The sequence below is a fragment of the Variovorax sp. 10N412 genome, assembly GCF_056394985.1.
In genome coordinates, this window is record NZ_JBFTIO010000016.1 from 53,754 (window position 1) to 77,039 (window position 23,286).

26 protein-coding genes and 1 tRNA gene are annotated in these 23,286 nt (G+C 65.5%); 20 read left to right on the forward strand and 7 right to left on the reverse strand.

The features are described 5' to 3' along the window. Window positions 1–5: 5 nt before the first annotated feature. On the reverse strand, window positions 6–1,118 hold the full coding sequence (gene rutA / locus AC1DJH_RS26925) for a pyrimidine utilization protein A (protein WP_478187812.1): 1,113 nt from the start codon (window positions 1,116–1,118) through the stop codon (window positions 6–8). A gap of 216 nt (window positions 1,119–1,334) precedes the next feature. On the opposite strand from rutA, the gene AC1DJH_RS26930 reads away from it, so the two are divergent. From AC1DJH_RS26930 to AC1DJH_RS26940, 3 genes are read left to right on the forward strand one after another with little or no spacing between them, the layout of a single operon-like run. Then, window positions 1,335–1,787 (forward strand): YybH family protein, encoded by a 453-nt coding sequence (locus tag AC1DJH_RS26930; RefSeq protein ID WP_435441105.1) that lies wholly within the window; start codon window positions 1,335–1,337, stop codon window positions 1,785–1,787. 44 nt (window positions 1,788–1,831) lie between these two features. Next, window positions 1,832–2,887 (forward strand): YheT family hydrolase, encoded by a 1,056-nt coding sequence (locus tag AC1DJH_RS26935; RefSeq protein ID WP_478187813.1) that lies wholly within the window; start codon window positions 1,832–1,834, stop codon window positions 2,885–2,887. A gap of 4 nt (window positions 2,888–2,891) precedes the next feature. Continuing rightward, window positions 2,892–3,458, forward strand: a complete 567-nt coding sequence (locus AC1DJH_RS26940; protein WP_472122167.1) for a DUF2946 family protein — start codon at window positions 2,892–2,894, stop codon at window positions 3,456–3,458. A gap of 76 nt (window positions 3,459–3,534) precedes the next feature. Here AC1DJH_RS26940 and AC1DJH_RS26945 read toward each other — a convergent pair whose 3' ends face one another. The 4 genes from AC1DJH_RS26945 to AC1DJH_RS26960 all read right to left on the reverse strand — a co-directional run bounded on the left by AC1DJH_RS26945 (window position 3,535) and on the right by AC1DJH_RS26960 (window position 10,245). Next, window positions 3,535–4,194 (reverse strand): c-type cytochrome, encoded by a 660-nt coding sequence (locus tag AC1DJH_RS26945; RefSeq protein ID WP_478187814.1) that lies wholly within the window; start codon window positions 4,192–4,194, stop codon window positions 3,535–3,537. A 115-nt stretch (window positions 4,195–4,309) separates the two neighbouring features. Further along, entirely contained in the window at window positions 4,310–5,740 is a 1,431-nt protein-coding gene (locus AC1DJH_RS26950) for an efflux transporter outer membrane subunit (protein ID WP_472122173.1), read from the reverse strand. Further along, a complete protein-coding gene (locus tag AC1DJH_RS26955) occupies window positions 5,733–8,897 on the reverse strand; it encodes an efflux RND transporter permease subunit (RefSeq protein WP_472122175.1) in 3,165 nt (1,054 codons plus the stop codon). Before AC1DJH_RS26955 ends, AC1DJH_RS26950 begins: the two co-directional genes overlap by 8 nt. A 16-nt stretch (window positions 8,898–8,913) precedes the next feature. Beyond that, window positions 8,914–10,245 carry an efflux RND transporter periplasmic adaptor subunit gene (locus tag AC1DJH_RS26960; RefSeq protein ID WP_478187815.1) on the reverse strand — a complete coding sequence of 444 codons (1,332 nt, stop codon included), beginning with the start codon at window positions 10,243–10,245 and terminating at the stop codon, window positions 8,914–8,916. 181 nt (window positions 10,246–10,426) lie between these two features. Between AC1DJH_RS26960 and AC1DJH_RS26965 the strand changes: the two genes are divergently transcribed. From AC1DJH_RS26965 to AC1DJH_RS26980, 4 genes are all read left to right on the forward strand, one after another. Further along, window positions 10,427–11,095: a TetR family transcriptional regulator gene (locus AC1DJH_RS26965; protein WP_472122180.1), complete on the forward strand. Its 669-nt coding sequence runs from the start codon at window positions 10,427–10,429 to the stop codon at window positions 11,093–11,095. A gap of 43 nt (window positions 11,096–11,138) precedes the next feature. Next, a tRNA-Arg gene (locus AC1DJH_RS26970) sits at window positions 11,139–11,213 on the forward strand. Window positions 11,214–11,427: 214 nt separating this feature from the next. Next, window positions 11,428–12,117 carry a DUF433 domain-containing protein gene (locus tag AC1DJH_RS26975; RefSeq protein WP_478187816.1) on the forward strand — a complete coding sequence of 230 codons (690 nt, stop codon included), beginning with the start codon at window positions 11,428–11,430 and terminating at the stop codon, window positions 12,115–12,117. Beyond that, on the forward strand, window positions 12,114–12,527 hold the full coding sequence (locus AC1DJH_RS26980; protein ID WP_478187817.1) for a PIN-like domain-containing protein: 414 nt from the start codon (window positions 12,114–12,116) through the stop codon (window positions 12,525–12,527). Before AC1DJH_RS26975 ends, AC1DJH_RS26980 begins: the two co-directional genes overlap by 4 nt. On the opposite strand, the gene AC1DJH_RS26985 is transcribed toward AC1DJH_RS26980, so the two are convergent. Further along, entirely contained in the window at window positions 12,517–13,074 is a 558-nt protein-coding gene (locus AC1DJH_RS26985; protein WP_478187818.1) for a hypothetical protein, read from the reverse strand. The two genes, AC1DJH_RS26980 and AC1DJH_RS26985, sit on opposite strands and share 11 nt — an antisense overlap. Before the next feature lie 232 nt (window positions 13,075–13,306). On the opposite strand from AC1DJH_RS26985, the gene AC1DJH_RS26990 reads away from it, so the two are divergent. The 12 genes from AC1DJH_RS26990 to AC1DJH_RS27045 all read left to right on the forward strand — a co-directional run bounded on the left by AC1DJH_RS26990 (window position 13,307) and on the right by AC1DJH_RS27045 (window position 21,101). Further along, on the forward strand, window positions 13,307–13,567 hold the full coding sequence (locus AC1DJH_RS26990; RefSeq protein ID WP_478187819.1) for an Ogr/Delta-like zinc finger protein: 261 nt from the start codon (window positions 13,307–13,309) through the stop codon (window positions 13,565–13,567). Between the two features lie 136 nt (window positions 13,568–13,703). Then, window positions 13,704–14,078 carry a helix-turn-helix transcriptional regulator gene (locus AC1DJH_RS26995; protein WP_478187820.1) on the forward strand — a complete coding sequence of 125 codons (375 nt, stop codon included), beginning with the start codon at window positions 13,704–13,706 and terminating at the stop codon, window positions 14,076–14,078. Beyond that, window positions 14,075–14,419 carry a hypothetical protein gene (locus tag AC1DJH_RS27000; RefSeq protein WP_478187821.1) on the forward strand — a complete coding sequence of 115 codons (345 nt, stop codon included), beginning with the start codon at window positions 14,075–14,077 and terminating at the stop codon, window positions 14,417–14,419. Before AC1DJH_RS26995 ends, AC1DJH_RS27000 begins: the two co-directional genes overlap by 4 nt. Window positions 14,420–14,579: 160 nt before the next feature. Continuing rightward, on the forward strand, window positions 14,580–14,819 hold the full coding sequence (locus AC1DJH_RS27005) for a hypothetical protein (RefSeq protein WP_478187822.1): 240 nt from the start codon (window positions 14,580–14,582) through the stop codon (window positions 14,817–14,819). Then, window positions 14,816–14,983 carry a hypothetical protein gene (locus tag AC1DJH_RS27010; protein ID WP_478187823.1) on the forward strand — a complete coding sequence of 56 codons (168 nt, stop codon included), beginning with the start codon at window positions 14,816–14,818 and terminating at the stop codon, window positions 14,981–14,983. The genes AC1DJH_RS27005 and AC1DJH_RS27010 overlap by 4 nt, the downstream gene beginning before the upstream one ends. Further along, window positions 14,974–15,258: a hypothetical protein gene (locus tag AC1DJH_RS27015; RefSeq protein WP_478187824.1), complete on the forward strand. Its 285-nt coding sequence runs from the start codon at window positions 14,974–14,976 to the stop codon at window positions 15,256–15,258. Before AC1DJH_RS27010 ends, AC1DJH_RS27015 begins: the two co-directional genes overlap by 10 nt. After that, window positions 15,255–16,256, forward strand: coding sequence for a DUF7146 domain-containing protein (locus AC1DJH_RS27020; RefSeq protein WP_478187825.1), 1,002 nt, complete (start codon window positions 15,255–15,257; stop codon window positions 16,254–16,256). Before AC1DJH_RS27015 ends, AC1DJH_RS27020 begins: the two co-directional genes overlap by 4 nt. Window positions 16,257–16,270: 14 nt before the next feature. Continuing rightward, window positions 16,271–18,340, forward strand: coding sequence for a DUF927 domain-containing protein (locus AC1DJH_RS27025; protein ID WP_478187826.1), 2,070 nt, complete (start codon window positions 16,271–16,273; stop codon window positions 18,338–18,340). Window positions 18,341–18,687: 347 nt separating this feature from the next. Next, complete coding sequence (locus tag AC1DJH_RS27030) at window positions 18,688–19,065, forward strand: hypothetical protein (RefSeq protein WP_478187827.1); 378 nt, start codon at window positions 18,688–18,690, stop codon at window positions 19,063–19,065. Between the two features lie 77 nt (window positions 19,066–19,142). After that, the gene (locus AC1DJH_RS27035) at window positions 19,143–19,349 is read left to right on the forward strand and encodes a hypothetical protein (RefSeq protein WP_478187828.1); all 207 of its coding nucleotides are present in this window, start codon (window positions 19,143–19,145) and stop codon (window positions 19,347–19,349) included. A gap of 10 nt (window positions 19,350–19,359) precedes the next feature. Next, complete coding sequence (locus AC1DJH_RS27040) at window positions 19,360–20,088, forward strand: hypothetical protein (RefSeq protein ID WP_478187829.1); 729 nt, start codon at window positions 19,360–19,362, stop codon at window positions 20,086–20,088. A 170-nt stretch (window positions 20,089–20,258) separates the two neighbouring features. Beyond that, entirely contained in the window at window positions 20,259–21,101 is an 843-nt protein-coding gene (locus tag AC1DJH_RS27045; RefSeq protein ID WP_478187830.1) for a hypothetical protein, read from the forward strand. A 552-nt stretch (window positions 21,102–21,653) separates the two neighbouring features. Here the strand turns inward: AC1DJH_RS27045 and AC1DJH_RS27050 are convergent. Then, complete coding sequence (locus AC1DJH_RS27050; protein WP_478187831.1) at window positions 21,654–22,463, reverse strand: hypothetical protein; 810 nt, start codon at window positions 22,461–22,463, stop codon at window positions 21,654–21,656. Between the two features lie 137 nt (window positions 22,464–22,600). Between AC1DJH_RS27050 and AC1DJH_RS27055 the strand changes: the two genes are divergently transcribed. Then, complete coding sequence (locus AC1DJH_RS27055) at window positions 22,601–23,281, forward strand: hypothetical protein (RefSeq protein ID WP_478187832.1); 681 nt, start codon at window positions 22,601–22,603, stop codon at window positions 23,279–23,281. The last annotated feature ends 5 nt before the right edge of the window (window positions 23,282–23,286 follow it).

Here is a 23,286-nt window from a genome sequence, read left to right on the forward strand (position 1 = left end):
CCTCTTCAGGCTGCGAGGCGCTCGGGCTCGACCTGCGAAGGCACCGGGCTCTGCACGTGCGCGCGGCTCTTCATGAGCGGCTGGATGCGCTCGCCGAAGGCTTCCACGCCCTGCACGAAGTCGTCGAAGGTCAGCAGCACGCCTTCGGTGCCGGGCACCTCGGCCACTTCGTCGAGCATGCGCGCGACGCTGGCGTACGAGCCCACCAGCGTGCCCATGTTGATGTTCACGGCCGAGGTCGGGTCGGCCATCTGGCGCACGTTGGTGTCGGCGCCCGACTTGGTGTCGGCCGCGCCCTGCTGGCCCAGCCAGGCGATGGCCTCGTGGTCGGCGCCGGCCTTGTAGTGCTCCCACTTGGCGCGCGCGGCCTCGTCGGTCTCGTCGGCGATCACCATCATCAGCACGTAGGTGGTGACGTGGCGGCCGGTCCTGGCGGTGGCCTCGATGAGCTTCTCGGCGGCGGGCGCGAAGGCCTTGGGCGTGTTCACGCCCTTGCCGAAGCAGAAGTTGTAGTCGGCGTACCTGGCCGAGAACTCCATGCCCGCGTCGCTCTGGCCGGCGCAGATCACCTTCATGTCGGCCTGCGGCTGCGGGCTCAGGCGGCAGTCGTCCATCTGGAAATGGTCGCCCTTGAAGTCGGACTGGCCCTTGCCCCACAGGTCGCGCAGCACCTGGATGTATTCGGAAAGGTACGCGTAGCGCGTGCCGAAGAACTGGTCGCCGGGCCACATGCCCATTTGCGAGTACTCGGGGCGCTGCCAGCCGGTGACCAGGTTCAGGCCGAAGCGGCCGTTGGAGATGGAGTCGATGGTCGACGACATGCGCGCCACGATGGCCGGCGGCATCACCAGCGAGGCGGCCGTGGCGTAGAGCTTGATCTTGCTGGTGACCGCCGCCAGGCCGGCCATGAGCGTGAAGGACTCGAGGTTGTGGTCCCAGAACTCGGTCTTGCCGCCGAAGCCGCGCAGCTTGATCATGGACAGCGCGAAGTCGACGCCGTAGCGCTCGGCCTTCAGCGTGATCTGCTTGTTCAGCTCGAAGTTGGGCTTGTACTGCGGGGCGTTTTCGGACAACAGCCAGCCGTTGTTGCCGATGGGAATGAAGATGCCGACGTTCATGAAAGGCTCCTGTTGCGTGATTGCGCAACGCCTTGCATACGCCGTGCCAGTTGACTAAGTTGTTTGAAATCAATGGCTTAGAGAAATGGTGCGCCAATGTTTTGACCAAGTGGTCCAAAGTGGCGCAAGCGAACGGCCGGCGATGCGGCAGCACGGTGCGCACCGGACCAAAGCGGTGCAGTGCCGCCGTCACGGTCGGCGCGGCAGAATCACGCCATGCCCAAGACCCCACTCCGCGCCGCCGCGGCCCTCGGCGGCACTGCCGACGACGTCGAGACGGCTTTTTATGAAGCGCTGCAACGCGGCGACATCGATGCGCTGATGGCCTGCTGGGCCGACGAGGACGAGGTGTTCTGCGTGCACCCCGGCGGCCCGCGGCTGGTGGGCGCGGTGGCCATTCGCGCGGCCTTCGAGCAGATGTTCGGCAACGGTGCCATCCACGCCACGCCGGCGCGGGTGCGCAAGATCGAGTCGCTTGCCAGCGCGGTGCACAACGTGCTGGAGCGCATCGAGGTGCTCACCGCCGAGGGCCCGCGCCATGCCTTCGTGCTGGCCACCAACGTCTATCACAAGACCGCGCAGGGCTGGCGCTTGGTGGCGCACCATGCGAGCCCCGGCAGCGCGCGCGAGCCCGACGACGTGAACGACCCGCCCCAGACCCTGCATTGATGCCGTCCTTGGTTTCCCCCTCTTCCCCTGCTTCCGGTTCGACGATGGACTACCTGGCGCCGCGCTGGCTGCCCGGCGGCAACCTGCAGACCATCTGGGCCGCGCTGTATGCGCGGCGCTTCGACGGGCCGGCGCCGGTCTACCGGCGCGAGCGCTGGCCCACGCCGGACGGCGACTTCATCGATGTCGACTTCGTGGACGCGCCTGCGGCGTCATCGGCTGAAGGACCACCACCAGCGCCGCCGCCGCTGCTGGTGCTTTTCCACGGCCTCGAAGGCTCGTCGCGCAGCCACTACGCCGAGGCGTTCGCCACCTTCGCCGCGGCGCAGGGCATGGCCTTCGCCGTGCCGCATTTCCGCGGCTGCAGCGGCGAGCTGAACCTGGCGCCGCGCGCCTACCACTCGGGCGACTTCGAGGAAATCGGCTGGATCCTGGCGCGCATGCGCGAGCAGCACGTGGCCAAGGGTGGCGGTCCGGTGCTGGCCGCGGGCGTGTCGCTGGGCGGCAATGCGCTCATGCGATGGGCTTCGGAAGCCGGAGAAACGGCTTCGGGCGTGGTGGGCGCCGTGGCCTCCGTGTGTGCGCCACTCGATCTTGCGGCGGGCGGCGAGGCCATCGGCCGCGGCTTCAACAAGCTGGTCTACACCCGCATGTTCCTCAACACCATGAAGCCGAAGGCGCTGGCCAAGCTGGCGCAGTTTCCGGGCCTGTTCGACCGCGAGCGGCTGGTGTCGGCGCGCAACCTCCACGACTTCGACAACGTGTTCACCGCGCCGCTGCACGGCTTTCGCGACGTCGCCGACTACTGGTCGCGCGGCTCGGCCAAGCCGCACCTGGCGACGATCCGCGTGCCCGCGCTGGTGGTGAACGCCCGCAACGACCCGTTCATTCCCGCCGCGAGCCTGCCCCGGCCCGGCGAGGTGGGCCCGCACGTCACGTTGTGGCAGCCCGTGCACGGCGGCCATGTGGGCTTTCCGATGGGATTGCCGCCGGGGCATGTGCAGGGCATGCCCCAGCGCGTGGGCAGCTGGCTGCAGCTGCATGGCGGCACACGCGGCACATTGGCTGACGGTGCGGGCTTGCGCACGGGAAGAGAATGACGCCATGGACGACATCGTCAAACAAGCAATTGCCAAGTGGCCCAACGTGCCGCACTGCTACGGCTGGCTCGGCCTGGACGCGCGCGGCAACTGGTACATGCGCGACGACCGCACCCAGGCCGAAGGCCCGTTTCGCACGGCCAAGGGCTCGATGCTGCGGCACGACAAGCTGATCGACTTCATTCACCGCAACTACGAGCACGACGACGAAGGGCAATGGTTCTTCCAGAACGGGCCGCAGCGCGTGTACATGGAGCTGGAGGCCGCGCCCTGGGTGTGGCGCGTGGCCGAGGAGGGCGATGGCTTCAGCGTCACCTCCCACACCGGCAAGGCGGTCGAGGTGTCGGGCTGCCTGCTCGACGAGGAGGGCAGGCTCTACCTGGCCTCGCCGATCGGGCTGGGCCTGGTGCACACGCAGGACGTGGGCATTGCGGCCGAGGCCGTCGAACGCGGCCTGTGGCAGCCGGAGGCGGTGCAGGCCAGCGAGTTGCCAGGCCGCTTCGGGCATGTGCTGAGCCCGGCGCAGCGCCACGCCGAAGAAGCGTCTGCGCCTTCGCCTTCCGGGTCTTAGCCCTGGCCAGGCCCGCGCGCCGCCCATTGAAAAAGCCGGCGCTGGGCCGGCTTTTTCAATGGAATCGGGGGAACGCTCAGTTGGCGGGCGCGCTGGCCGCGGACGCCGCAGGAGCCGCAGCCGCCGCAGGCGTGGCTGCCGACGCAGCGGGTGCCGCTCCCGAAGCGCCTTCGGCAGGCGCCGCCGCCGCCGGACGGTCCGGCACCGGGAACTTGGCGCCACCGGCGTTGGCCATGTAGACCACGGCGCGCCCCACTTCGAGGTCTTCGAAGTCGCCGCCGCCTTGGGCGGGCATGGCGCCCTTGCCCTTCAGGGCATGTTCGAGGAGGGTGGCATAGCCCTGGCCGATGCGCGGGCCCCAGGCGGCTGCGTCCTGGAAGTGCGGCGCGCCGGGAATGCCGGGGGCGCCGTGGCAGGTGGCGCACTGGGCCTTGAACACGGCCTCGCCGGTGGCCAGCGGGCGGTTGGCGTCGCGGACCTCGATGGCGCCGACCCGCTTCAGGCGCTCGGCCACTTCGCGGTCGCGTGCCTCCTTGGTCACGCCGTAGAGCGCCATGTTGTCGCCCTCGGCGGTGCCGGCGGGCTTGTTGCCCGAGACCACGTAGGCGACAAGACCCACGATGATCAGGATCGGGGCAATGAAGGAGAAAAATACCGCCAGCAGCAGTTGCTTCGGGTTCTTGATCGGCCCGGTGTGGGCTTCTTCTGTGGCCTGGTAATGCGGGTCTGCGCTCATGGCGTCCTCAATAACGGGGGCTCGTCGGGGGGCTTCTTCTAACCAACCGGCGATTATAGAGAGACCCCTTGCCCGAAGGGGCAAGGGACCTACCCTTAGGCGGCGACCCGATGGCTCAGCCCTTGTCGCGTGTGGCCCAGCCGCCGCCCAGCGTCTTGTACAGCGTGACCTGGTTCTGCAACTGCAGCAGGCGCGTGGTCACGGCCGATTGCTGGGCCGTGAACAGCGAGCGCTGCGCGTCCAGCAGGTCGAGCGCGCTGGCAATGCCGTTGCGGTAGCGCAGGTCGGACAGCTTGAAGCGCACGCCTTCGGCATCGGCCTGCGCTCGTTGCGCGCGCACCTGCTCGCCCAGCGTGGCGCGGCCCGCGAGCGCATCGGCCACTTCGCGGAACGCCGTCTGGACCGACTTCTCGTACTGCGCCACCGCGATCTCCCGCCCGGCCTTGGCCGAGTCGAGCGTGGCCATGTTGCGGCCCGCATCGAAGATCGGCAGCGTCACCGTGGGCGCGAACGACCAGGCCTTGGATCCGCGGTCGAACAGGCCCGAGAACTCGGTGCTCGCGGTGCCGATGCCGCTGGTGAGCGACACGCGCGGGAAGAAGTTGGCGCGCGCCGCGCCGATGTTGGCGTTGGCCGCAATCAGCTGCTGCTCGGCAGAGCGGATGTCGGGGCGCTCGGCCAGCAGGTCCGACGGCAGGCCGGCGGGCACGTCGGGCATCGGGTTGATGCCCTCCAGGCCCTTGGTGGGGCTGGTGCTGCCCGCGGTGGCTTCGGCCGGCACCGGCGCGCCCAGCAGCAGGGCCAGGGCGTTCTCGTCCTGCATGCGCGTGCGCTGTTGCTGCGCATAGGAGGCGCGTGCCGTCTCCAGCAGCGAGTTCGCGGCCTGGAAGTCGAGCTCGGACGACACGCCGTTGTCGAAGCGCAGCTTGGTCAGGCGCACCGACTCTTCGCGCGTGGTCAGCGTCTGGCGGGTGATTTCGAGCAGCTCGTCGTCGGCCAGCAGCGTGAGCCAGCCGTTGGCGACCGAGGCAATCAGGCTGATCTGCACCGCCTTGCGGGTCTCGTCGGTGGCCAGGTACTGCGCCAGGGCCTGGTCCTTCAGCGCGCGGATGCGGCCGAAGAAGTCCAGCTCCCAGGCGGTGAAGCCGAAGTTGACGCTGTACTGCGAGGACACGCTGCCCACGCTGGAGTCGAAGGCCTGGAACGTATTGGGGCTCGAGCGCGAGCCCGAGCCCGTGAGGCCCAGGGCCGGGAACAGCGCCGAGCGCTCGACCTGGAACTGCGCGCGCGCCTGCTCGATGTTGAGCACCGACACGCGCAGGTCGCGGTTGTTGGCCAGCGAGGTCTGGATCAGGCCCGCCAGCCGCGGGTCGGTGAAGAAGTCCTGCCACGGCAGGTTGGCCGCGGCCTGGCCGGCCGGTTGCGTGGGGTCGCCCGGGTAGGTGGTCGGCACCGGCGCGGCGGGACGCTCGTAGGTCGGAATCAGCGAGCAGCCGGCCAGCAGCAGGGCCGCTGCCAGGGCGGTGGGAATCAGTGTCTTATTCATGTTTCGGTTCCTCCACGATGCCGGCGGCTTCGGCGTGCCGCTTGTCGGCCTCGCGCTGGCGCGCGCTGCCCTTGAACAGGGTGCGCACCACCACGAAGAAGATGGGTACGAAGAACACGGCCAGCGCCGTGCCGGTGATCATCCCGCCGATCACGCCGGTGCCGATGGCGCGCTGGCTGGCCGAACCCGCGCCGGAGGCGAGGAACAGCGGCAGCACGCCCAGGCCGAAGGCCAGCGAGGTCATCACGATCGGGCGGAACCGCAGGTGGGCCGCGGTGAGCGCCGACTCGATCACGCCCTTGCCCTGCGCCTGCAGGTCTTTCGCGAACTCGATGATCAGAATCGCGTTCTTCGCGGACAGGCCGATGATGGTGATCAGGCCCACCTGGAAGTACACGTCGTTCGAGTACGAGCGCAGCATGGTCGCCAGCAGCACCCCGATCACCCCCAGCGGCACCACCATGATCACCGCCAGCGGAATGGTCCAGCTTTCGTACAGCGCGGCCAGGCAGAGAAACACCGCCAGGATCGCGAAGCCGTAAAGAATGATCGACTGCGAGCCCGCGAGCTTTTCTTCACGCGACTGGCCGGTCCATTCGAAGCCGAAGCCCGCAGGCAACTGCGTGGCGAGCTTTTCCATCTCGGCCATCGCGGCGCCCGTGCTGAAGCCGGGCGCGGCGTCGCCGCTGATGCGGATGGCCGGGTAGCCGTTGTAGCGCACCGTCTGCGTGGCGCCCTTGACCCACTTCGTGGTCGCGAAGGCCGAGAGCGGCACCGGCAGGCCCTGGGTGTTGGGCGCCGTCAGCTTCAGCAGGTCGTCAGGCTGCATGCGGGCTGGCGCGTCGGCCTGCACCACCACGCGCTGGAGGCGGCCGCGGTTCGGAAAGTCGTTCACGTAGCTCGAGCCCAGCGAGGTCGACAGCGTCGCGTTGATCGCGTCGAAAGTCACGCCCAGTGCGCTCGCCTTTTCGCGGTCGATGTCGATCTGCAGCTGCGGTGCGTCTTCCAGGCCGTCGGGGCGAACCTGCGCCAGGATCTTGCTCTGCCCCGCCATGCCCAGCAGCTGGTTGCGCGCGTTCACGAGCGCCTCGTGGCCCGCGCCTGCGCGGTCCTGCAGCCGGAAGCTGAAGCCGGTGGCGTTGCCCAGTTCGGGAATGGGCGGCGGGCTCAGCGGGTAGATGAAGGCGTCGCGGATGCCCGAGAGCGCACCGAAGGCACGTCCGGCCAGCGCGCTGGCGGAGTTGGCCGCGTCCTTGCGTTCGTCCCAGTCCTTCAGCGTCACGAAGGCGAGGCCGGCGTTCTGGCCCTGGCCCGAGAAGCTGAAGCCCATCACGCCCACCATGCTCTGCACTTCGGGCTGCTTCAGGATGAAGCCTTCCACCTGCTGCATGACCGACAGCGCACGCTCCTGCGTGGCGCCTGGCGGCAGCTGCACGTTCACGATGATGTTGCCCTGGTCTTCCTGGGGCAGGAACGAGCTCGGCAGGCGCAGGTACGCCACCACCACCGCGCCGATGATCACGGCGTAGATGATGAGGTAGCGCGCCGCGCGGCGCAGCAGGCGGGAGACGATGCTTTCATAGCCCTTGGCCGTGCGCGTGAACACCCGGTTGAACCAGCCGAAGAAGCCGCGCTTCTCGTGGTGGTGGCCGGCTTCCACCGGCTTGAGCAGCGTGGCGCACAGCGCGGGCGTGAGCGACAGCGCCATGAACGCCGAGAAGGCGATCGACGCCACCATCACCGCCGAGAACTGGCGGTAGATGTTGCCGGTCGAGCCGGCGAAGAACGCCAGCGGCACGAACACCGAGATCAGCACCACGGTCACGCCGATGATGGCGCCCGAAATCTGCTTCATGGCCTTGCGCGTGGCTTCGAGCGGCGAGAGCCCCTCTTCGCTCATGATGCGCTCGACGTTCTCCACCACCACGATGGCGTCGTCCACCACGATACCGATCACCAGCACCATGCCGAACATGGTCAGCACGTTGATCGAGAAGCCCAGTGCGAGCAGCGTGGCGAAGGTGCCCAGCAGCGCGACCGGCACCACGATCGTCGGGATGATCGTGTAGCGCCAGTTCTGCAGGAAGATGAACATCACCACGAACACCAGCGCCACGGCTTCCAGCAGCGTCTTGACCACTTCGGTGATGGAGATGCTCACGAAGCGCGAGCTGTCGTACGGAATGGCCCACTTCACGCCCTGCGGGAAGTACTTGGACAGCTCGTCCATCTTGGCGCGCACGGCCTTGGCCGTCTGCAGCGCGTTGCCCGAAGGCGTCTGCTGCACGCCCACGCCCACGGCCGGCTGGCCGTTCAGGCGCGCCGACGTGGCATAGGCCTGGCCGCCCAGTTCGACACGGGCCACGTCCTTCAGCCGCACGGTCGAGCCGTCGGTGTTGGCGCGCAGCACGATGTTCTTGAACTGGTCGACGTTGGCGAGCTGGCCGTTCACCACCACGGTGGCGGCAATGGCCTGGCCCGGCACGTTCGGCAGGTCGCCGATGGTGCCGGAGGCCACTTGCGCGTTCTGCGCCTTGATGGCGTTGTTCACGTCCAGCGGCGACAGGTTGAAGCCCTGCAGCTTGGCCGGATCGATCCAGATGCGCATCGCGTTCTCGGTGCCGAACAGCTGCGCCTGGCCCACGCCGGGAATGCGCTGCAGCTCGGGCACGATGTTGCGCGAGGCGTAGTCGCCCAGCGCCACCGGGTCGTAGGCGGGGTTGTCGGACGACAGGATCGTGAACAGCAGGAAGTTGTTGCGCGACTTGTCCACGCGCACACCCTGCTGCGTCACCGTGGCCGGCAGGCGCGGCGTCGCGCGCGACAGCCGGTTCTGCACGTCCACCTGCGCCAGGTCTGGGTCGGTGCCCTGCTCGAAGCTGATCGTGATGGTGCCGGTGCCGTCGGCTTGCGCCACCGATTCCATGTAGATCAGGCCCGGCGAGCCGTTCATTTCGCGTTCGATCACGGACAGCACGCTGTCCTCGAGCGTCTGGGCCGACGCGCCGGGGTAGGCGGCGTTGATCACGATGGCCGGAGGCGCCACCGGCGGGTACTGCGAGATCGGCAGCTGCGTGATGGCGACACTGCCCATCACCAGGACGAACAGTGCGATCACCCAGGCAAAGATCGGGCGGTCGATAAAGAATTTGGCCATGCGGGCGCGCTCCTGCTTACTTCTTCTCGGCCGGGGCCGAAGCCTGGCCGTTCGCTGCGGGTGCCGCGGCGGGGGCGGCTGCACCTGCGGCGGCCGGTGCGGCGCCTGGTGCTGCACCCGAGGCTGCGGCGGCGGGCGCTGCAGCGGCATTCGGCTCCGGCTTCTTCCACGGCACCGCCTTCACGGGCGTGCCCGGCGGCATCATCTGCAGCTTCTGGAAGCCGTCGACCATCACCTGTTCGCCGGCCTTCAGGCCGTCGAGCACCACCCACTGGTTGTCCTTGGCGGCGCTGATCTTCACGGTGCGCTGGCTGATCTTGCCGTCGGCGCTGACCACCGACACCGTGTCGCCCTGCTGGGTGCGCGTCACGGCCTGTTGCGGCAGCGTGATGGCGTTGGTGGCCTGGGCCTGCTCGAGCTTCACGCGCACATACAGGCCGGGCAGCAGCTCGCCCTTGGGGTTGGGCACTTCGGCGCGCAGCGTGATCTGGCCGGTGGTCGCGTCGACCGTGAGGTCGGAGAACAGCAGCTTGCCTTCCAGCGGGTAGTCGCTGCCGTCTTCCAGCACCACGCGGATGCTGGCGGCCTCGCCGCCGCCGGCGCGCTTGTACTGGCCGTCGGCCACGGCGCGGCGCAGCTTCAGCACGTCGGTGGCCGACTGCGTGAAGTTCACGTACACGGGGTTGATCTGCTGCACCACGGCCAGCTCGGTGGCGTCGCCCTGGCCCACCAGCGCGCCTTCGGTCACGAGGGCGCGGCCGATGCGGCCCGAGATGGGCGCGGTCACGTCGGCATAGCCGAGGTTGATCTTGGCGGTCTGCACGGCGGCGCGGCCCGAGATCACGTCGGCTTCGGCCGTCTTCTGCGAGGCCAGTGCGACGGAGTATTCCTGCTTGCTCACCGCGTTGGCCTCGACCAGCGGCTTGTAGCGGTCGGCCAGGGCCTTGGCCTGCACGGCATTGGCTTCGGCGCGGGCCAGCGTGGCCTGGGCGTTCTGGGCGGCGGCCTGCAGCGGTGCGGGGTCGATGCGGAACAGCAACTGGCCGGCCTTCACGTCGCTGCCTTCGCGGAACTCGCGCTTCAGCAGGATGCCGGCCGCGCGGGCGCGGACCTGGGCGATGCGCGACGCTTCGAGGCGCCCGGGCAGTTCGGTCACCAGGCCGACGTCGGTCGGTGCGGCCACCACCACGCCCACTTCAGGGGCAGGGCGGGCGCCGCCGGCAGCGCCGCCCGGGGCGGCGGGCGCATCGCTCTTGCCACAGCCCGCAAGGACCAGCAGGACGACGGCAGCCACGGTCGCGAGACGCGGCGAAAAGGACGAGTGACGCGAAACATGCAGGAGAGGCATGCGATTCCTTTGAAGCGAAGACGGGAGATGGCGCATTTCACGGAGCGAACCGCAAACCAGCGCAGACAGGCGGGCCATCGGGGAAGCCCGGTAGTTTACATACATTCATGGATGTATAGTGACAGCCAGCAATGGCCCCACGATACTGAAAGGGCGTTGCCTTTACAAATCAGGAGACTGGGTGGCACGTCGTACGAAGGAAGAGGCATTGGCCACGCGGCATCGCTTGCTCGATGCCGCGGAGCTGCTGTTTCAGGCGCAAGGTGTCTCGCAGACCACGCTGCAGCAGATTGCGCAGCAGGCCGGCGCGACGCGCGGCGCCATCTATTGGCATTTCAAGGACAAGGCCGACCTCTTCAACGCGATGATGGAGCGCGTCATCCTGCCGCTGGAGGCCGGCCCCCGGGCCGCCAGCATGCCGGGCACCGACGACCCCCTGGCCGAGATCGAGGAGGGCATGGTCCACGCGCTGACCCTCATGACCACCGACCCGCAGGTGCGCCGCGTGTTCGACGTGGCAACGCACAAGGTCGAGTACACGCACGACATGGCCTCGGTGCAGCAGCGCCACCTGGACGCGCGCAACGCCTGCGTGGCCGATTTCGAAAAGGCCCTGCGCCTGGCCGCGCGGCGCGGCCACCTCAAGCTGCCGGTGCCCGGCTATGTGGCGGCGCAGGGGCTGCATGCGCTGATCAGCGGGCTCATCCAGAACTGGCTGCTCGACCCAGAGGCCTTCGAGCTGGTGGCCACGGGCAGGCGCACGTTCCGGGTGTATCTGGCGGGGCTCGGGTTCGCCCGGCCGGCGGCTGGCGCCCCTGTGGAGAGCGAGCCTGAAACACTCGGCGCCTGATAGGCCATAATCACGGGCTCCGGTGCACGCCGGACCCCGATTCCTCGCTGTATTTCAACGGATAGAATTCGGCCCTCCGAAGGCTGAGATCCAGGTTCGATTCCTGGCGGCGGGACCAGTTACAAATCCGGATGAGTCCAAACTCTTCCGGATTTTTTTATTTCTCCTCTGAGAATCATCATATAGCGGTCCGCAGTGGTCCACCTTAGGTCGCCACCATCCGGGGGCATCAGGGGGCACATTCGGGGGCATATTTTCCCGAAGTGGGGGCACATTTCTGTGCGGGCGACTACGGACAATGTGGTCGTCGTCTAAAGGGCAGAATGACGCGCATGAGCATCGTTGGCACAGGCCTATACACCTTAGGACAAGCCGCCCGCCTAGCTGGAGCGGACCGTCGCGCCGTGCGCCGCTGGATGCTTGGCTATGAACGCCAGGAGCACGGCGAGCGGCGATTTTCGCCACCACTTTGGAAGACGCAGCTCGCGGGAGCTGACTTGCCCGATCCCGTCATCGGATTCCATGATCTGCTGGAGCTTCGTCTTGTCAACGCCTTCGTGCGGCATGGTGTCGCCATCCCGGTCATTCGCGCTACCGTCGATGCGGCCCGAGAGCAATTCGGCATTGACTATCCCTTGACGGCCAAGCGCTTTCGAACGGACGGAAAGCGCATCTTCATTGAAGCAGTTGCGAAAAGCGGCGAGGAGAAGATGCTGGACCCGCTGAGGCGGCAGTTCGTCTTCTCGGAAATCATCAAGCCGTCGCTCTATGCCGGCATCGAGTACGACGGCAACAGTGCTCGGCGCTGGTATCCGCTCGGCAACGACCACAAAGCTATTGTTCTAGACCCTGCTCGGCAGTTTGGTTCGCCAATCGTCAACGAGGCAAGTATTCCGACAGATACGCTATATGCCTCTTTTTTGGCCGAGCGGCGAGACAGCAAAGCGGTAGGCCGCATCTTCGACATTTCGCCGCGCACGGTTGAAGCTGCAGTGCGTTTCGAGCAGTCCTTCGGCACTTGAAGTTCTTCTTCGACAACAACTTGTCACCGCACATGGCGCGCGGCATTGCTGCTATGTCGACTGTTGTCCAAGACGTTGCAGATGTCAGGCATCTCAGCGATCTGTTCCCAAGAAACACGCCGGACGTGGAGTGGATCCGAAAGCTTGACGAGACGGGACCATGGTGCATCGTCTCCATTGATCGGTTCAAAAAGGCTCATGACGCTGAACGCGAGGCGTTGCGTCGATCTGGGCATACCGTGTTCGTGCTCGATGCGCAATGGGCGAAGCAAGCGTACTGGCTGCAATGCGAGCGCCTCGTTCGTTGGTGGCCTCAAATACTTGAGCAGACTCGGCTGGTCTCTGCCGGAGCATTTCGTGTGCCTTGGGCGCATTCTGCTTCGGCCAAATTTAGCGCGATCAAGCTTTAGCTGGGGGCGCTCCCTCGGTCGACAAATTGCATTCGGCTTGCGCACTCATTTCGCATCCTTGAGCTGGAGGTGCATAGTTTGCGTCAACGCTAATGCCATAAATCTTAAGTACGGCAAGCGCTTGCTCAACATCTTGAATTTCCAAGGCTGTCTGTGGCTTGCTGGTTTGAAACGCTAAACCGTATCCGTCGAGCCATTTCTGCAGTTCCACGAGCGCGCGGATGCCAAAGCCTGGTGCATGAAGCAGACGAGCACCAACCGCAGTCGAAACGCGTTGCGGCGTGAGCTCTCGCGAACTCTTGATGTTCGTAGCCAAAAGCTTCTGGCGCAGGCGATCAGATAGCCCATATGCGGGCAATGCAAGCTGCTCTTCAAGCACCTTTCTGACGGCAGTGGGATTCGCGCGAAGTTCTTGTAGATCCTGGCTGAGCCCAAACTCGCGGCATGCCCGATAAAAGTGCTGAGAGGCTCGACCTCCAGACGTGCCGATAAGTTTGCCGACATCTCTGAATGTCGCTCCGTCGATGATTGCTTCGACGACTTTCACCCTTGTCTTGACTGACCCCAATTCGACGCTCCCGTTTTTTGTTGGGCGCTAGTGTATTTGCGAGGAAAACGCCGACGACTTCGAACTTCGGCGGTGCAGCTCGGACCATGTTTCGGTTCTATCTCGAGGAGATACGACCCGGAGTGCTTGGCCCGTCGATCGCTTGCGCAGACCATCGACGCATGCAGAAAAACATGCCCGTTGCGGCCTCTCCGACGAAAAGGAAAAGCGTATGAAGATGCGCTGCCCCCATTGCGAGAGCCCGGCGACCATCCGCAACAGCCGCGAGATCTCGAACCTCACTCGCGAGAGCTATCTCGTTTGTAACAACCCGGCGTGCGGGCATGTGTTCGCCGCGATCACTGAGATCAACCGCACGGTGTCGCCATCGGCCATTCCGAACCCCAAGGTCCGGCTTCCCCTGAGCGTGCATCTGCGGCGCCGCGTGTTGATCGAGCAGCTTCAGACGCTGCCCGACGCGCCGCCCGAGTAGCGGCGCACCCAGGCGCGCAGCGCGCGCACCACCCGAATTTCTTTTGAGCTGTGTTTGCGTTTCGCAGACACGGATGGAGTCGATCGCCTCGATGAGGCATGGGCGCGAGCGTGCGCCGCGAATGGAGCAATGAAAGATGCAAACAAGTCAGCCAGCAACAGACAGCCTCAGCACCGCAGAGCGCCTCGTTCGTCTTCCTGAGGTCCGCTTCCTTACCGGCCTGGGCAAGAGCAGCATCTACGACGCGGTGAAGGCCGGCACGTTTCCGCAGGCCGTGCGCGTCACCGAGTACGCGGTGGCCTGGCGCAAGTCGCAGATCGATGCATGGATTGCGCAGCGCCCCTCTGTCGCAGAGCCACTTGCGCCCGCACCAACGGCCAAGACGCGGACGGAAGTTGCGCCGACCAGGACTAAAGCGCAGGCCACCGCGACACGCAAAGCACCGGTTCGCGCAGTGGCGCCCACTCCCACGAAACGCAGCGCGACGACCGCACGCAAAGCCCGCGCATGAGCACGCTGCACATGCACTCCTCGCGCTCGCTGGTGGGCCTTGTCGCCCTGATAGCACGGCAGGAAACCCGTCGCTATACTGCGCCCGTCACGTCAAAAAAAGACGTGATCGGGTTTAGCAGCCCGAAGAAGCTCTGCGACGAAAGCCGCAGTTTTCCCGCAGGACCTGCGGCTTTGTCGTTCGTGCCTCCAGTTTTAGGCGGCTCGGATGGGAGGGCTCGCGCCCTGCCGGTTCTCGCAAGAGCTTCCCGGTCTGCTAACCCGTTCGAGCCGCCGCCCTCGTTTAGCAGCGAGTGCGGCGGTTTTAGCAAACCGAAGCTCTTGGAGGCCATTCATGGCTAGATCCGCTCGCGCGTCCGCGCACGCCCCCGTTTCCTCAAAATCCGCTGCCAAGGCCAGTGCTGCGCCCAGTCCTGCGCCCAGTGCAGCACCTGGTACAGCGCCACCACCAGACAGCGCCCCTGCGCCGCAGCCATTCCCTCGCCAGGACAGCGCCGAGTCATTGGCGCTGCAAGCAGACGATGACATCGAGAGCATCCGCGATGTGCACTGCGCCTGCGAAGGCCTCGAAAAACTCATCGCGCCGCAGCGCGTGAACGACTGCGAAGAGATCTATCCCACCCGCTCTGAACTCAGCGCCTTGGTGCGCCTGGTCAACGAAGCATTGCAGCGGCGCATCGACGCCGCGCAGGTCACGGTTCAAGCAATGCGTGCTGCGCTGCGCAAAGGGAGTGCGCAATGAAGGCCTTCAACGTCAAGGTCATCGATGCTGCCGGCGTGATGCATCGGTATGTGCAGCTCGCTGCGACGTGCGCAGCGGCTGAGGGTTTTGCCTTCGACCGTTTCGGTGCTGTGCGCCTGCTGAGCGTGCTGGCAGTGACCTCGCGGGGGGCGGCATGCATCTGACCTACCGCAACTCCGAGATCCACCCGGCCACCGAGGGCGCAGGTCTCGCTTCCATCGCCCACGTCTTCACCGACGCGCACAGCGGCCTGGTCTTCGCGTACTGCGAGATGCGCGACGGCAGCAGCTTCTGGTGCAACAAGTCCGAGGACCGCGCGACTGCGCCCCTGCACGTCATGTTCGGCATGCACCCTGCGGGCCGCTGGCTGCAGGCCGTCGCCGGCATTCCGCCGCAACTGCGCATGACGGCGCTGCAGAAGACGGGCGGTGCTGCATGAACAGCGTCTTGCAACCTATCGCCCAGTTCGCCGCCAGCATGGCCGCGCACGGCCTCACGCCGCCCGAGTCCATCGAGGCGGATGGCCGCATCCACCGCTTCAGCACCAACGGCAAGCGCGGCGACACCGCAGGCGGCTACGTGCTGCATCTGGACCAGGTCGCGGCGGGCGCCTTCTGGGACTGGCGCACCGGCCTCTACGCGACCTGGTGCAGCCACAGCAGCGAGGCCATGAGCCCGGCAGAGCGGCGCATGCATGAGCAACGCATGGCCGCGCACCGCACGCAGTCGCGCCGCGACAGGACCGCAGCGCTGCGCAAGAACCGCGAGCGCATCGACGGTCTCTGGGCCGCGTCGGTCCCCGTGACCGAAGGCGACCCCGTGCACACGTACCTGCGCGGGCGCGGGTTGATCCTGGCCACCGTGCCCGAGGTGCTGCGCCTGCACCCCGCGCTCGACTACTGGGACTTCGACGAGAGCGGGAAGGCCGTCAAGCGCGGCACCTATCCGGCCATGCTGGCGGCGGTGCAGGGCGAGGCCTTCCCGGAAGGGCCGCACAGCCCGGGCGTGCTGAGCATCGTCGCGCTGCATCGCACCTACCTCACGCCCGAAGGCCGCAAGGCGGACGTGCCCACGCCGAAAAAGCTCACCGGCACCACGGGCGACATGCGCGGCGCAGCGATCCGCCTTGCGCCGCCCGCCTTCATCGAGGGCGCTTACCGCCTCGGCGTGGCCGAGGGCATCGAGACGGCGCTGGCCGCCGCAGAGGGTTCGGGCGTGCCGACCTGGGCGACCGTGTCGGCGTCGGGCATGAAGAGCTTCCGGTGGCCGCGCACGCCGCACGAGCTGTATGTCTTCGCCGACAACGATGCGAACGAAACGGGCCAGCGCGCAGCGCGCGAGCTGGAGCGCAAGGCCAACGCCTGCGGCGTGTGCGTGCACACCCTCATCCCGCCCATCGAGGGGAGCGACTGGGCGGACGTGTGGCAGCGGCGATAGGCAAGGACGATTTCATGAACGACAAGCAGACCGACATCGCTGGTGCGGATGCGGTGCAAGAAGAGATCGACGCGAGCGCGCTGCTGCGCGCCGCCGCCGATGCGCCCACCGTCACGATCAAGAAGCGCCGCAAGGTGGGCGCGACGAAGTCAGACGCAGAGCCCGAGGCCTTCGCCGACGCAGTGAAGCGCTTGGCCGCGCTGCCCATCGTTGACTTTGAGCGATGCCGCAAGGCCGAGGCCGACACACTCGGCGTGCGCGTGGCGATGCTCTCCGAGCATGTGGACCGCGCGCGCCGGGACAGCGCCCACCACCAGCAGGCGCAAGGCAATGCGCTGACGCTGCTGTCCGGTGCGATCACCTCGCACGCGGGCCGGCAGCGCATGGACTTCGGCAACGGGCGCTATGAAGTCTCCGACAAGGACGGCGTGTGGTTCGTCTCGCTCGATGCGGAGACCGGCGCGGAGCGCAAGACGTGGATCTGCAGCACCTTGCACATCGTGGCGCGCACGCGCGACGAGAACAGCGTCTCGTGGGGCGTGCTGCTGCGCTGGAAGGACCCCTCGGGCGTGCAGCACGAGATGGCCTTGCCGATGCAGATGCTGCAGACGGACGGCGCGGACATGCGCCGCGCGCTGGCCGACCAGGGCTTGACCATCGCAGCGAACCAGAGCGGGCGGCAGCACCTGCAGACCTACATGCTGGTGTGGAACCCCGGGCGCTTCGCGCGCTGCGTCAACCGCATGGGCTGGCATGCCGATGTGTTCGTGATGCCTGGCATGGAGTACGCCAATGGCGACGAGATCACGGTCTTCCAGAACGTGCACGCGGTGGACCCCGCCTTCGCGGTTGCCGGCACGCTGGATGACTGGCGCGCTTCGGTGGCGCGGCTCGCCGTGGGCAACAGCCGGTTGGTCTTCGCCATCGCGTCGGCCTTCAGCGGCGCGCTGCTGGAATGCTCGGGCAACGACTCGGGCGGCTTCCACTTCAGGGGCGCCAGCTCGACGGGCAAGTCCACCGCGCAGATCGTGGCGTCTTCGATCTGGGGCCACCCTGCCAAGTACAAGCGCAGCTGGCGCTTCACGGCCAACGGGCTGGAGGGCATCGCCGCTCTCCATAACGACGGCATCCTGATCCTCGATGAGTTGTCCGAGTGCCCGGCCAAGGACGCGGGCGAGGCCGTCTACATGCTTGCCAACGGGCAGGGCAAGGGTCGGGCCACGAAGACCGGCGCAGCGCGCCAGGCGCAGAGCTGGCGGCTGGTGTTCCTCTCCAGCGGCGAAGAGAGCCTTGCGTCTGTGATGGCCAAGAGCGGCCAGCAGGTGAAGGCCGGTCAGGAGATCCGCCTGGTGGAGATCGACGCGGATGCGGGCGGCGGCATGGGCATGTTCGAGCAGCTCAACGGCGCGGCCTCGCCGGCGGCGCTGGCGCAGGACCTGAAGCGCGCGTGCGCCCAGTTCCACGGCGCGCCCGGCCCTGCATGGCTGGAGACGCTGGTGAAGCTGCGCCCGACCCTCGGTGCGCAGGTGAAGGCCAGCGTCGATGCCTTCGTGGCCGCGCAGGTGCCCAAGGAAGCGTCCGGTCAGGTCGTGCGTGTGGCGCAGCGCTTCGGGCTGGTGGCAGCGGCGGGCGAGCTGGCGAGCGCGGCGGGCATCACCGGCTGGCAGGCCGGTGCATCGACCGACGCCGCGGCACGCTGCTTCACGAGCTGGATCGCCAACTTCGGCAGCGCTGGCAACCGGGAAGACCGCGCGTTGCTGGAGCAGGTGCGTGCGTTCTTCGAGGTGCATGGCTCCAGCCGCTTCGAGGATCTGACGGCGCGCTTCGAGCAGCGGGTGGCGAACCGGGCGGGGTTCTTCCGCAAGGATGCCGAAGGCGAGCGTGAGTACCTCGTGCTGCCCGAGGTGTTCAAGCGCGAGCTGTGCGCCGGCTTCGACATGAAGCACGCCATCAAGGTGCTGACGGCGGCGCAGTGGCTCACGCCCGGCAAGGACGGCAAGACCAGCCAGAAACCGCGTCTGCCGTTCATCGGACCGACCCGCGTCTATGTGTTCACCGGCAAGGTTCTGGAGGGCGGCGAGTGATCCGGAACGCGTGCACGACGTCCGCCGACTTTGACCTTGCTCAAAAACAGGTGGGACACGTGGGACAGGTGGGACAACCAATGCCCATGCGGGTTTGCGCGTACCACGTCCCCAAAACAGGCGGTGGGACAGGTGGGACAGATCGGGCTTTTTGGGTCGTTTGTCCCACCTGTCCCACCAGCGTCCCACGTCCTCAAAACGGCGCAAACCCGCACCAATGCTTGATGTCCCACCTGTCCCACTTGTCCCACCTGATTTTTAGCGGGGATTGGCGATGAACCTCAAAAAACCGACCGTCTCGGTGTTCGCAGCGGCCACGGCAACGTCGCCGCGTGGGGAGGCTTGTCATGCCGATTGAGCCTGCCGTGCCCCCGTCCCGTGCCCTGACGGCTGCAGAACGCCAGCGCCGGCACCGCGCCAGGAAGCGCGACCAGGCCAAGGCCTTCGACATGACGGCGGCGGTCAAGCTGCTGCCTGAGAACCAGCGCCTGACGCATCAAGTCGCCTGGCTGAAGCAGGAGCTGGCCAAGCAGCAGGAAGCGGCTCACGCCGCCGCACAGGCGACTGCGCAAGCGCGGGAGGACCTGGACAGCACCCGGCAGCGCTTCGCCGCGCTGCGCACGCGCCTGAGGACCCTGCTGCCCCGTTTGAGCCCTGCGACTGAGCAAGTGATCCGGCACGCGCTGAAGGAGGCCGGCTTCATTCAATGGCTTGACACCGGGTAGCGGGTGGCGGTGCCGCATGCGATCGACACGTTTTCATCTCTTTCCCTCTTCAACGAATCAACCAACCAGGGACCCTTATGTCTTCCAAAGAAACCCAAGCCCGACAAGTCTTCACCGATGCCAGCAAGCAGCTGGAGAAGGCGCTGGCCGACTACACCGCAGCACGCAAGCAGCTGCACGACGTGACCGGCGAGTTTGTCGGCGCAGACCATTCGGCGACGATGCGATTCACGTCCGTCGACGGCCGGCCCGGCAAGGCTGAGATCGCACTGACCGATTGCTGAAAGGGCGACCATGAGCAAGCTGCAAGACAAGATCGCCCAGGTTCGTGCGGCCTACAGCGAAGCGCTGCGCGGACTGACCGAAAGCCGCGAGGCCTACGTGAACGGCACAGGCAAGGCCTACGCAGCCATCTGCGCACGCGAGGCGGATCTGAAAACCAAGATGGCCCAGCACCGCGATGCGGCAGAAGCCGCGCAGATGAAGTTCAAGCACCTCTTCGCGCAGGCGAACCATGTCGTCACCAAGGAGGTCAAGGGCGCACTCGCGCTCAAGAACGAAGCGCTGGCGCTGAGCGATGAACTCGCCAACGCGCTCGCGGAGAGCGAGCAGGACTCGTTCGAGCCGATGGTGGCCGCGTCGCACGATGCGCGCAACTACCAGGTGGCGCATACCCAAGCCTTCGAGGCCTATGCACGGCTGGAGATTCTTCAGGCGCTGAGCGAGTGCGAGAGCGTGATGGCACGGGCCATGGCGTTGGCGAAGTATGTGCCGCTGAGTCCGGGCCTGGAGTGCTTGATCGACAACGTCGCGCCGGCGCGCATGGCCTTGGTCTGGGACGAGCTCAAGGCGATTGAAGCTGAGGCTGGCGCAAGCGCAATCACGGTTCCCGAGGAGGTCGGCAGCCTGGATCTCGGCCCGTTCTCGCATCGAGCGTTCCTGTCGCCTGCTGAGGTACACAGGGAGCGCAAAGTGCGCGAGCAGGGTGGCGCCAGCGTCGGCAAAGTCGAAGCAATGATCTGACAGGCAAGGCTCTTCAGCTATGCCTCCGAATGTCTACGAAAGAATCAGCAGCGCGGTGATGGGCTGAAGAAATTCCCCAACCATCATCAGTCTCGAAGGGCCCCCGCAGCATGCGGTGGCCCTTTTCTTCTTTCAGACGGTTATCTTCGCAGCAGCTTCAGAACAACCTCATGACAGACGCCACTACAACCAGCAAATTCTCAGGCACCAAGGTGCTGACCGTCTTTCTCTCCGTCTCGTCGGCTGCAGCCATCGTGCTGGCATTGCTCGGCTATGGCGTGGCGCTCTCGGCCGAGGCGAGCGTCGGAATACCGCATGCGGTGATCTTCAATTCCACGACAGACCTTCTCACGCTTGGCGGCTGGGCGGTGCTCCAGATGCTGAACTACTTGAGCAAACTGTCCGAGTGGGGCTTCTATGCCAGTGTTTGGAAAATGACCTGGCCGGCCACCAAGATCGCATTGGGTGTCGTGGCGGGCGTCATTGCGGTTGCCGGCGCAGTGTTTGGCGCCCAGGCCTTGCTGCGCCGTTGGAACTGGGTTGGTAAGCAAGTGGAAAAGGCACGGAGTGTTGCATCGGCTCACAGACGGCTTGTGGTCTTCGCAGCAGTCCCATTTTTTGCGTTCGGCACGCCGCTCGTTGTCATGCCATTGATGATGATCGCGCTTCTCGTTGGACTTGTTCTGCTCACGTGCGTCTTGAGCATCGTTCCAATAGCTGGCCTTCAAGCTGGAACCGTGCATATCGACGACTGGGTGATTGGCCCAGCGATCTGCGCGCCGCTGAAGTCACGTGAGGTCCGACTGCAGCGACAACTCACGCCGCAAAAGGATGGAGGCACCAAGGTGAGAGCCGCCACGTGTGTCACCGTGCGCAAGTCCGGCGGCACTGAATATCGCGGCCGAGTTGTTTTTGCGACCTTCAACGCCGTGGTGCTCTACGAACCCGCTGCGGGCTCAGTGCGGCGCGTCTCAACCGAAGACGCGAGCGTTGAGGTCATCGATCAGCTCTGAATTTTTTCGTCATCTGTGCGGGTGGGGCGTGACGTCACGGGCGCGTTTCGCGTATGCGCGTGGCGCCTTCAGATCACGTCGAAACTCGACGGTGCTGGGCATCGCGTCCGAGGCTCTTGCACGTAGTGGGAGGCCATGGCGAGCAGCCTCGGCAGTGCCGTCAAAAGAGAGACATTTAGCGAGCGGGCGTGGCGGGGTCATGACCGCGCGCCAGGGGCTGAGACGTCGGGGCCCCGGCGGGGGGCGGAGCGCAAACGGGCCGCATCGACTGCGCGTCAGGGCCTGCCGCCCGGCTGCGCGAGCAAGAACGATTTGCTCGTCTTGCCCAACAGTCCAGGAAAGGATCTGAGCTGCGCTCCAGGGGCGATGCAAACAAGTGAGACCACGTCGGCTAGAACTGGACTCTGATGATCAACAGCATGACACAGCACGGTGCGTAGGAAGACCAAGAATGACCCTCCCGGCAGACGACAACCGATCCACTTGAGGTGGTTGGGTTCGCTCAGAAGACCGTTCCAGCAGCGATCGAGACGTCGCGTTCGATACGTGCGTTCAAGCCGGTGCGAGCTGGGTGAGTACCTGCATCCGCTGGATAAATATCTCCTTGTCGACCGGCGCCGCAATTTTGGACTGGTAGAAGCGCCCGCTGCCAATCAACCAGAGCAGCTTGTCGAATTCGTAGGGGACCAGACTGTTGGCATCGCAGTATGCGACTGCGTCCTTGAAAACACCGAAGTCGGTCTTGGCCTTGCTGATGCCTAGGGCCCGACAGATGTCATTGATGTGCGTGTCAGGTTTCAAGAACTCCTTGTAGCCATTCTCTTTCAGGAAATCGCACGCTAGCGCGAATCCAAATCCGAAGATCTCCTCCTTGAGGAGCAAGGGCAGTGCAAGTTTCGAGTGTTCGTTGAAGTTGAAACTGTCGACAAAGGCATGAAATGAAGTGGCCGAGTCGAACGATTTGAGGAACGAGGCGCATGACAGGACTGACTTCGCGTACACCACCCAATGGCTTTTGGCAATCTCGGGCTCGAAGCGGCCGGGGACCTTGACGCCGTTCGCCACTGCGTCGAACAACTCACGCCAGGTCCGATAAGTCTTGAGCACCCGATCAGGATTGAAGTCGCAAAATACCGCGCGAAGGTTGTCAATGTCGCCGATGGAGTTCGGCATGCCCTGGCGATTCTGCGCGTGCATGACCATGGATCGGAACAACTCGGTTTTCGTGGCGCACTTGTCGCGCTTCCATCCCTGAAGGTGAATATCAAGCACTTCTGGCGTCACGCCGTCGAAAGTGAGCAGGTATGCGCGGCCCTCGCCGACAAGAAGGTCCGCTGCGATTGGCGTTTCAAGGGGATTCATTCGGCTAATGCAGTAGAGGAACGGGGTCCGTATCGCCGAGGCGATGGCCGCGCAAACAGTGATCCATCCTCCGGTATAGTCCCCCGCCGGCCTGTCACCCTAATATCGTTGTTAAGGTGTGAGACGGGCCTCACAACATGGCAAGCACATTGAAGACTGTCGGATTCGACTCGGAACTGGACCTGGTAGAGAGTATCGTTGCTTGCACGAAGCGAGCTAAACGACGCGATTATCGACTCGAGCTTGAGGTTGACGCGAGTGTTGGGATCGCAGACATCGTCCTCGCTAAGCGAACTGCCCGCAGCACCAAGGCGTTGAAAGCGCTCGCGAGCATAAATCCACGTCTTGCAGTGCTGCTAAGCAACGAAGTAGCGAGTAAGGTCACCTGTCGCGCGGACCTCGCTAGATGTCTGGGCGCATCCGAGAGCGCTGCTCAAAAGGTGTTCGCACAGTTGGCCGCTGGGGGCCTCGCCTTCGGCACGCCTGAGAAGTTGATTCTTGGCACGATCGTGACTCTCCCGTTCGAGAAGATCATTGCTGTGGAGGCAAAACTGAGCGACTGGCAGCGCGTTCTCGTGCAAGCTTATCGAAACCTGCAGTTTGCAGATGAATCGTGGGTTGTTCTAGACCATGCGTGCGTTAAGCCAGCGCTGGCTCAGCTAGAGCGTTTCAAGATGACGGGCGTGGGGTTGGCATCACTGGATCGGGTCCAGAAAGGCATGATCATCCATTTGCCTGCTGCACCGTCGGGTCCCGTTAGCGTCACTAAAAGATGGCAAGCCCAGGCGGTGCTAGCTGCTCGAGCAGTCAATAGATAATCGTT

Excerpts from the sequence above, each read along its gene's own strand:
- rutA (WP_478187812.1), bottom strand. The coding sequence starts at position 1,118 with ATGAACGTCGGCATCTTCATTCCCATCGGCAACAACGGCTGGCTGTTG.
- AC1DJH_RS26930 (WP_435441105.1), top strand. The coding sequence starts at position 1,335 with ATGCCCAAGACCCCACTCCGCGCCGCCGCGGCCCTCGGCGGCACTGCC.
- AC1DJH_RS26935 (WP_478187813.1), top strand. The coding sequence starts at position 1,832 with ATGGACTACCTGGCGCCGCGCTGGCTGCCCGGCGGCAACCTGCAGACC.
- AC1DJH_RS26940 (WP_472122167.1), top strand. The coding sequence starts at position 2,892 with ATGGACGACATCGTCAAACAAGCAATTGCCAAGTGGCCCAACGTGCCG.
- AC1DJH_RS26945 (WP_478187814.1), bottom strand. The coding sequence starts at position 4,194 with ATGAGCGCAGACCCGCATTACCAGGCCACAGAAGAAGCCCACACCGGG.
- AC1DJH_RS26950 (WP_472122173.1), bottom strand. The coding sequence starts at position 5,740 with ATGAATAAGACACTGATTCCCACCGCCCTGGCAGCGGCCCTGCTGCTG.
- AC1DJH_RS26955 (WP_472122175.1), bottom strand. The coding sequence starts at position 8,897 with ATGGCCAAATTCTTTATCGACCGCCCGATCTTTGCCTGGGTGATCGCA.
- AC1DJH_RS26960 (WP_478187815.1), bottom strand. The coding sequence starts at position 10,245 with ATGCCTCTCCTGCATGTTTCGCGTCACTCGTCCTTTTCGCCGCGTCTC.
- AC1DJH_RS26975 (WP_478187816.1), top strand. The coding sequence starts at position 11,428 with ATGAGCATCGTTGGCACAGGCCTATACACCTTAGGACAAGCCGCCCGC.
- AC1DJH_RS26990 (WP_478187819.1), top strand. The coding sequence starts at position 13,307 with ATGAAGATGCGCTGCCCCCATTGCGAGAGCCCGGCGACCATCCGCAAC.
- AC1DJH_RS26995 (WP_478187820.1), top strand. The coding sequence starts at position 13,704 with ATGCAAACAAGTCAGCCAGCAACAGACAGCCTCAGCACCGCAGAGCGC.
- AC1DJH_RS27000 (WP_478187821.1), top strand. The coding sequence starts at position 14,075 with ATGAGCACGCTGCACATGCACTCCTCGCGCTCGCTGGTGGGCCTTGTC.
- AC1DJH_RS27010 (WP_478187823.1), top strand. The coding sequence starts at position 14,816 with ATGAAGGCCTTCAACGTCAAGGTCATCGATGCTGCCGGCGTGATGCAT.
- AC1DJH_RS27015 (WP_478187824.1), top strand. The coding sequence starts at position 14,974 with ATGCATCTGACCTACCGCAACTCCGAGATCCACCCGGCCACCGAGGGC.
- AC1DJH_RS27020 (WP_478187825.1), top strand. The coding sequence starts at position 15,255 with ATGAACAGCGTCTTGCAACCTATCGCCCAGTTCGCCGCCAGCATGGCC.
- AC1DJH_RS27025 (WP_478187826.1), top strand. The coding sequence starts at position 16,271 with ATGAACGACAAGCAGACCGACATCGCTGGTGCGGATGCGGTGCAAGAA.
- AC1DJH_RS27030 (WP_478187827.1), top strand. The coding sequence starts at position 18,688 with ATGCCGATTGAGCCTGCCGTGCCCCCGTCCCGTGCCCTGACGGCTGCA.
- AC1DJH_RS27035 (WP_478187828.1), top strand. The coding sequence starts at position 19,143 with ATGTCTTCCAAAGAAACCCAAGCCCGACAAGTCTTCACCGATGCCAGC.
- AC1DJH_RS27040 (WP_478187829.1), top strand. The coding sequence starts at position 19,360 with ATGAGCAAGCTGCAAGACAAGATCGCCCAGGTTCGTGCGGCCTACAGC.
- AC1DJH_RS27045 (WP_478187830.1), top strand. The coding sequence starts at position 20,259 with ATGACAGACGCCACTACAACCAGCAAATTCTCAGGCACCAAGGTGCTG.
- AC1DJH_RS27050 (WP_478187831.1), bottom strand. The coding sequence starts at position 22,463 with ATGAATCCCCTTGAAACGCCAATCGCAGCGGACCTTCTTGTCGGCGAG.
- AC1DJH_RS27055 (WP_478187832.1), top strand. The coding sequence starts at position 22,601 with ATGGCAAGCACATTGAAGACTGTCGGATTCGACTCGGAACTGGACCTG.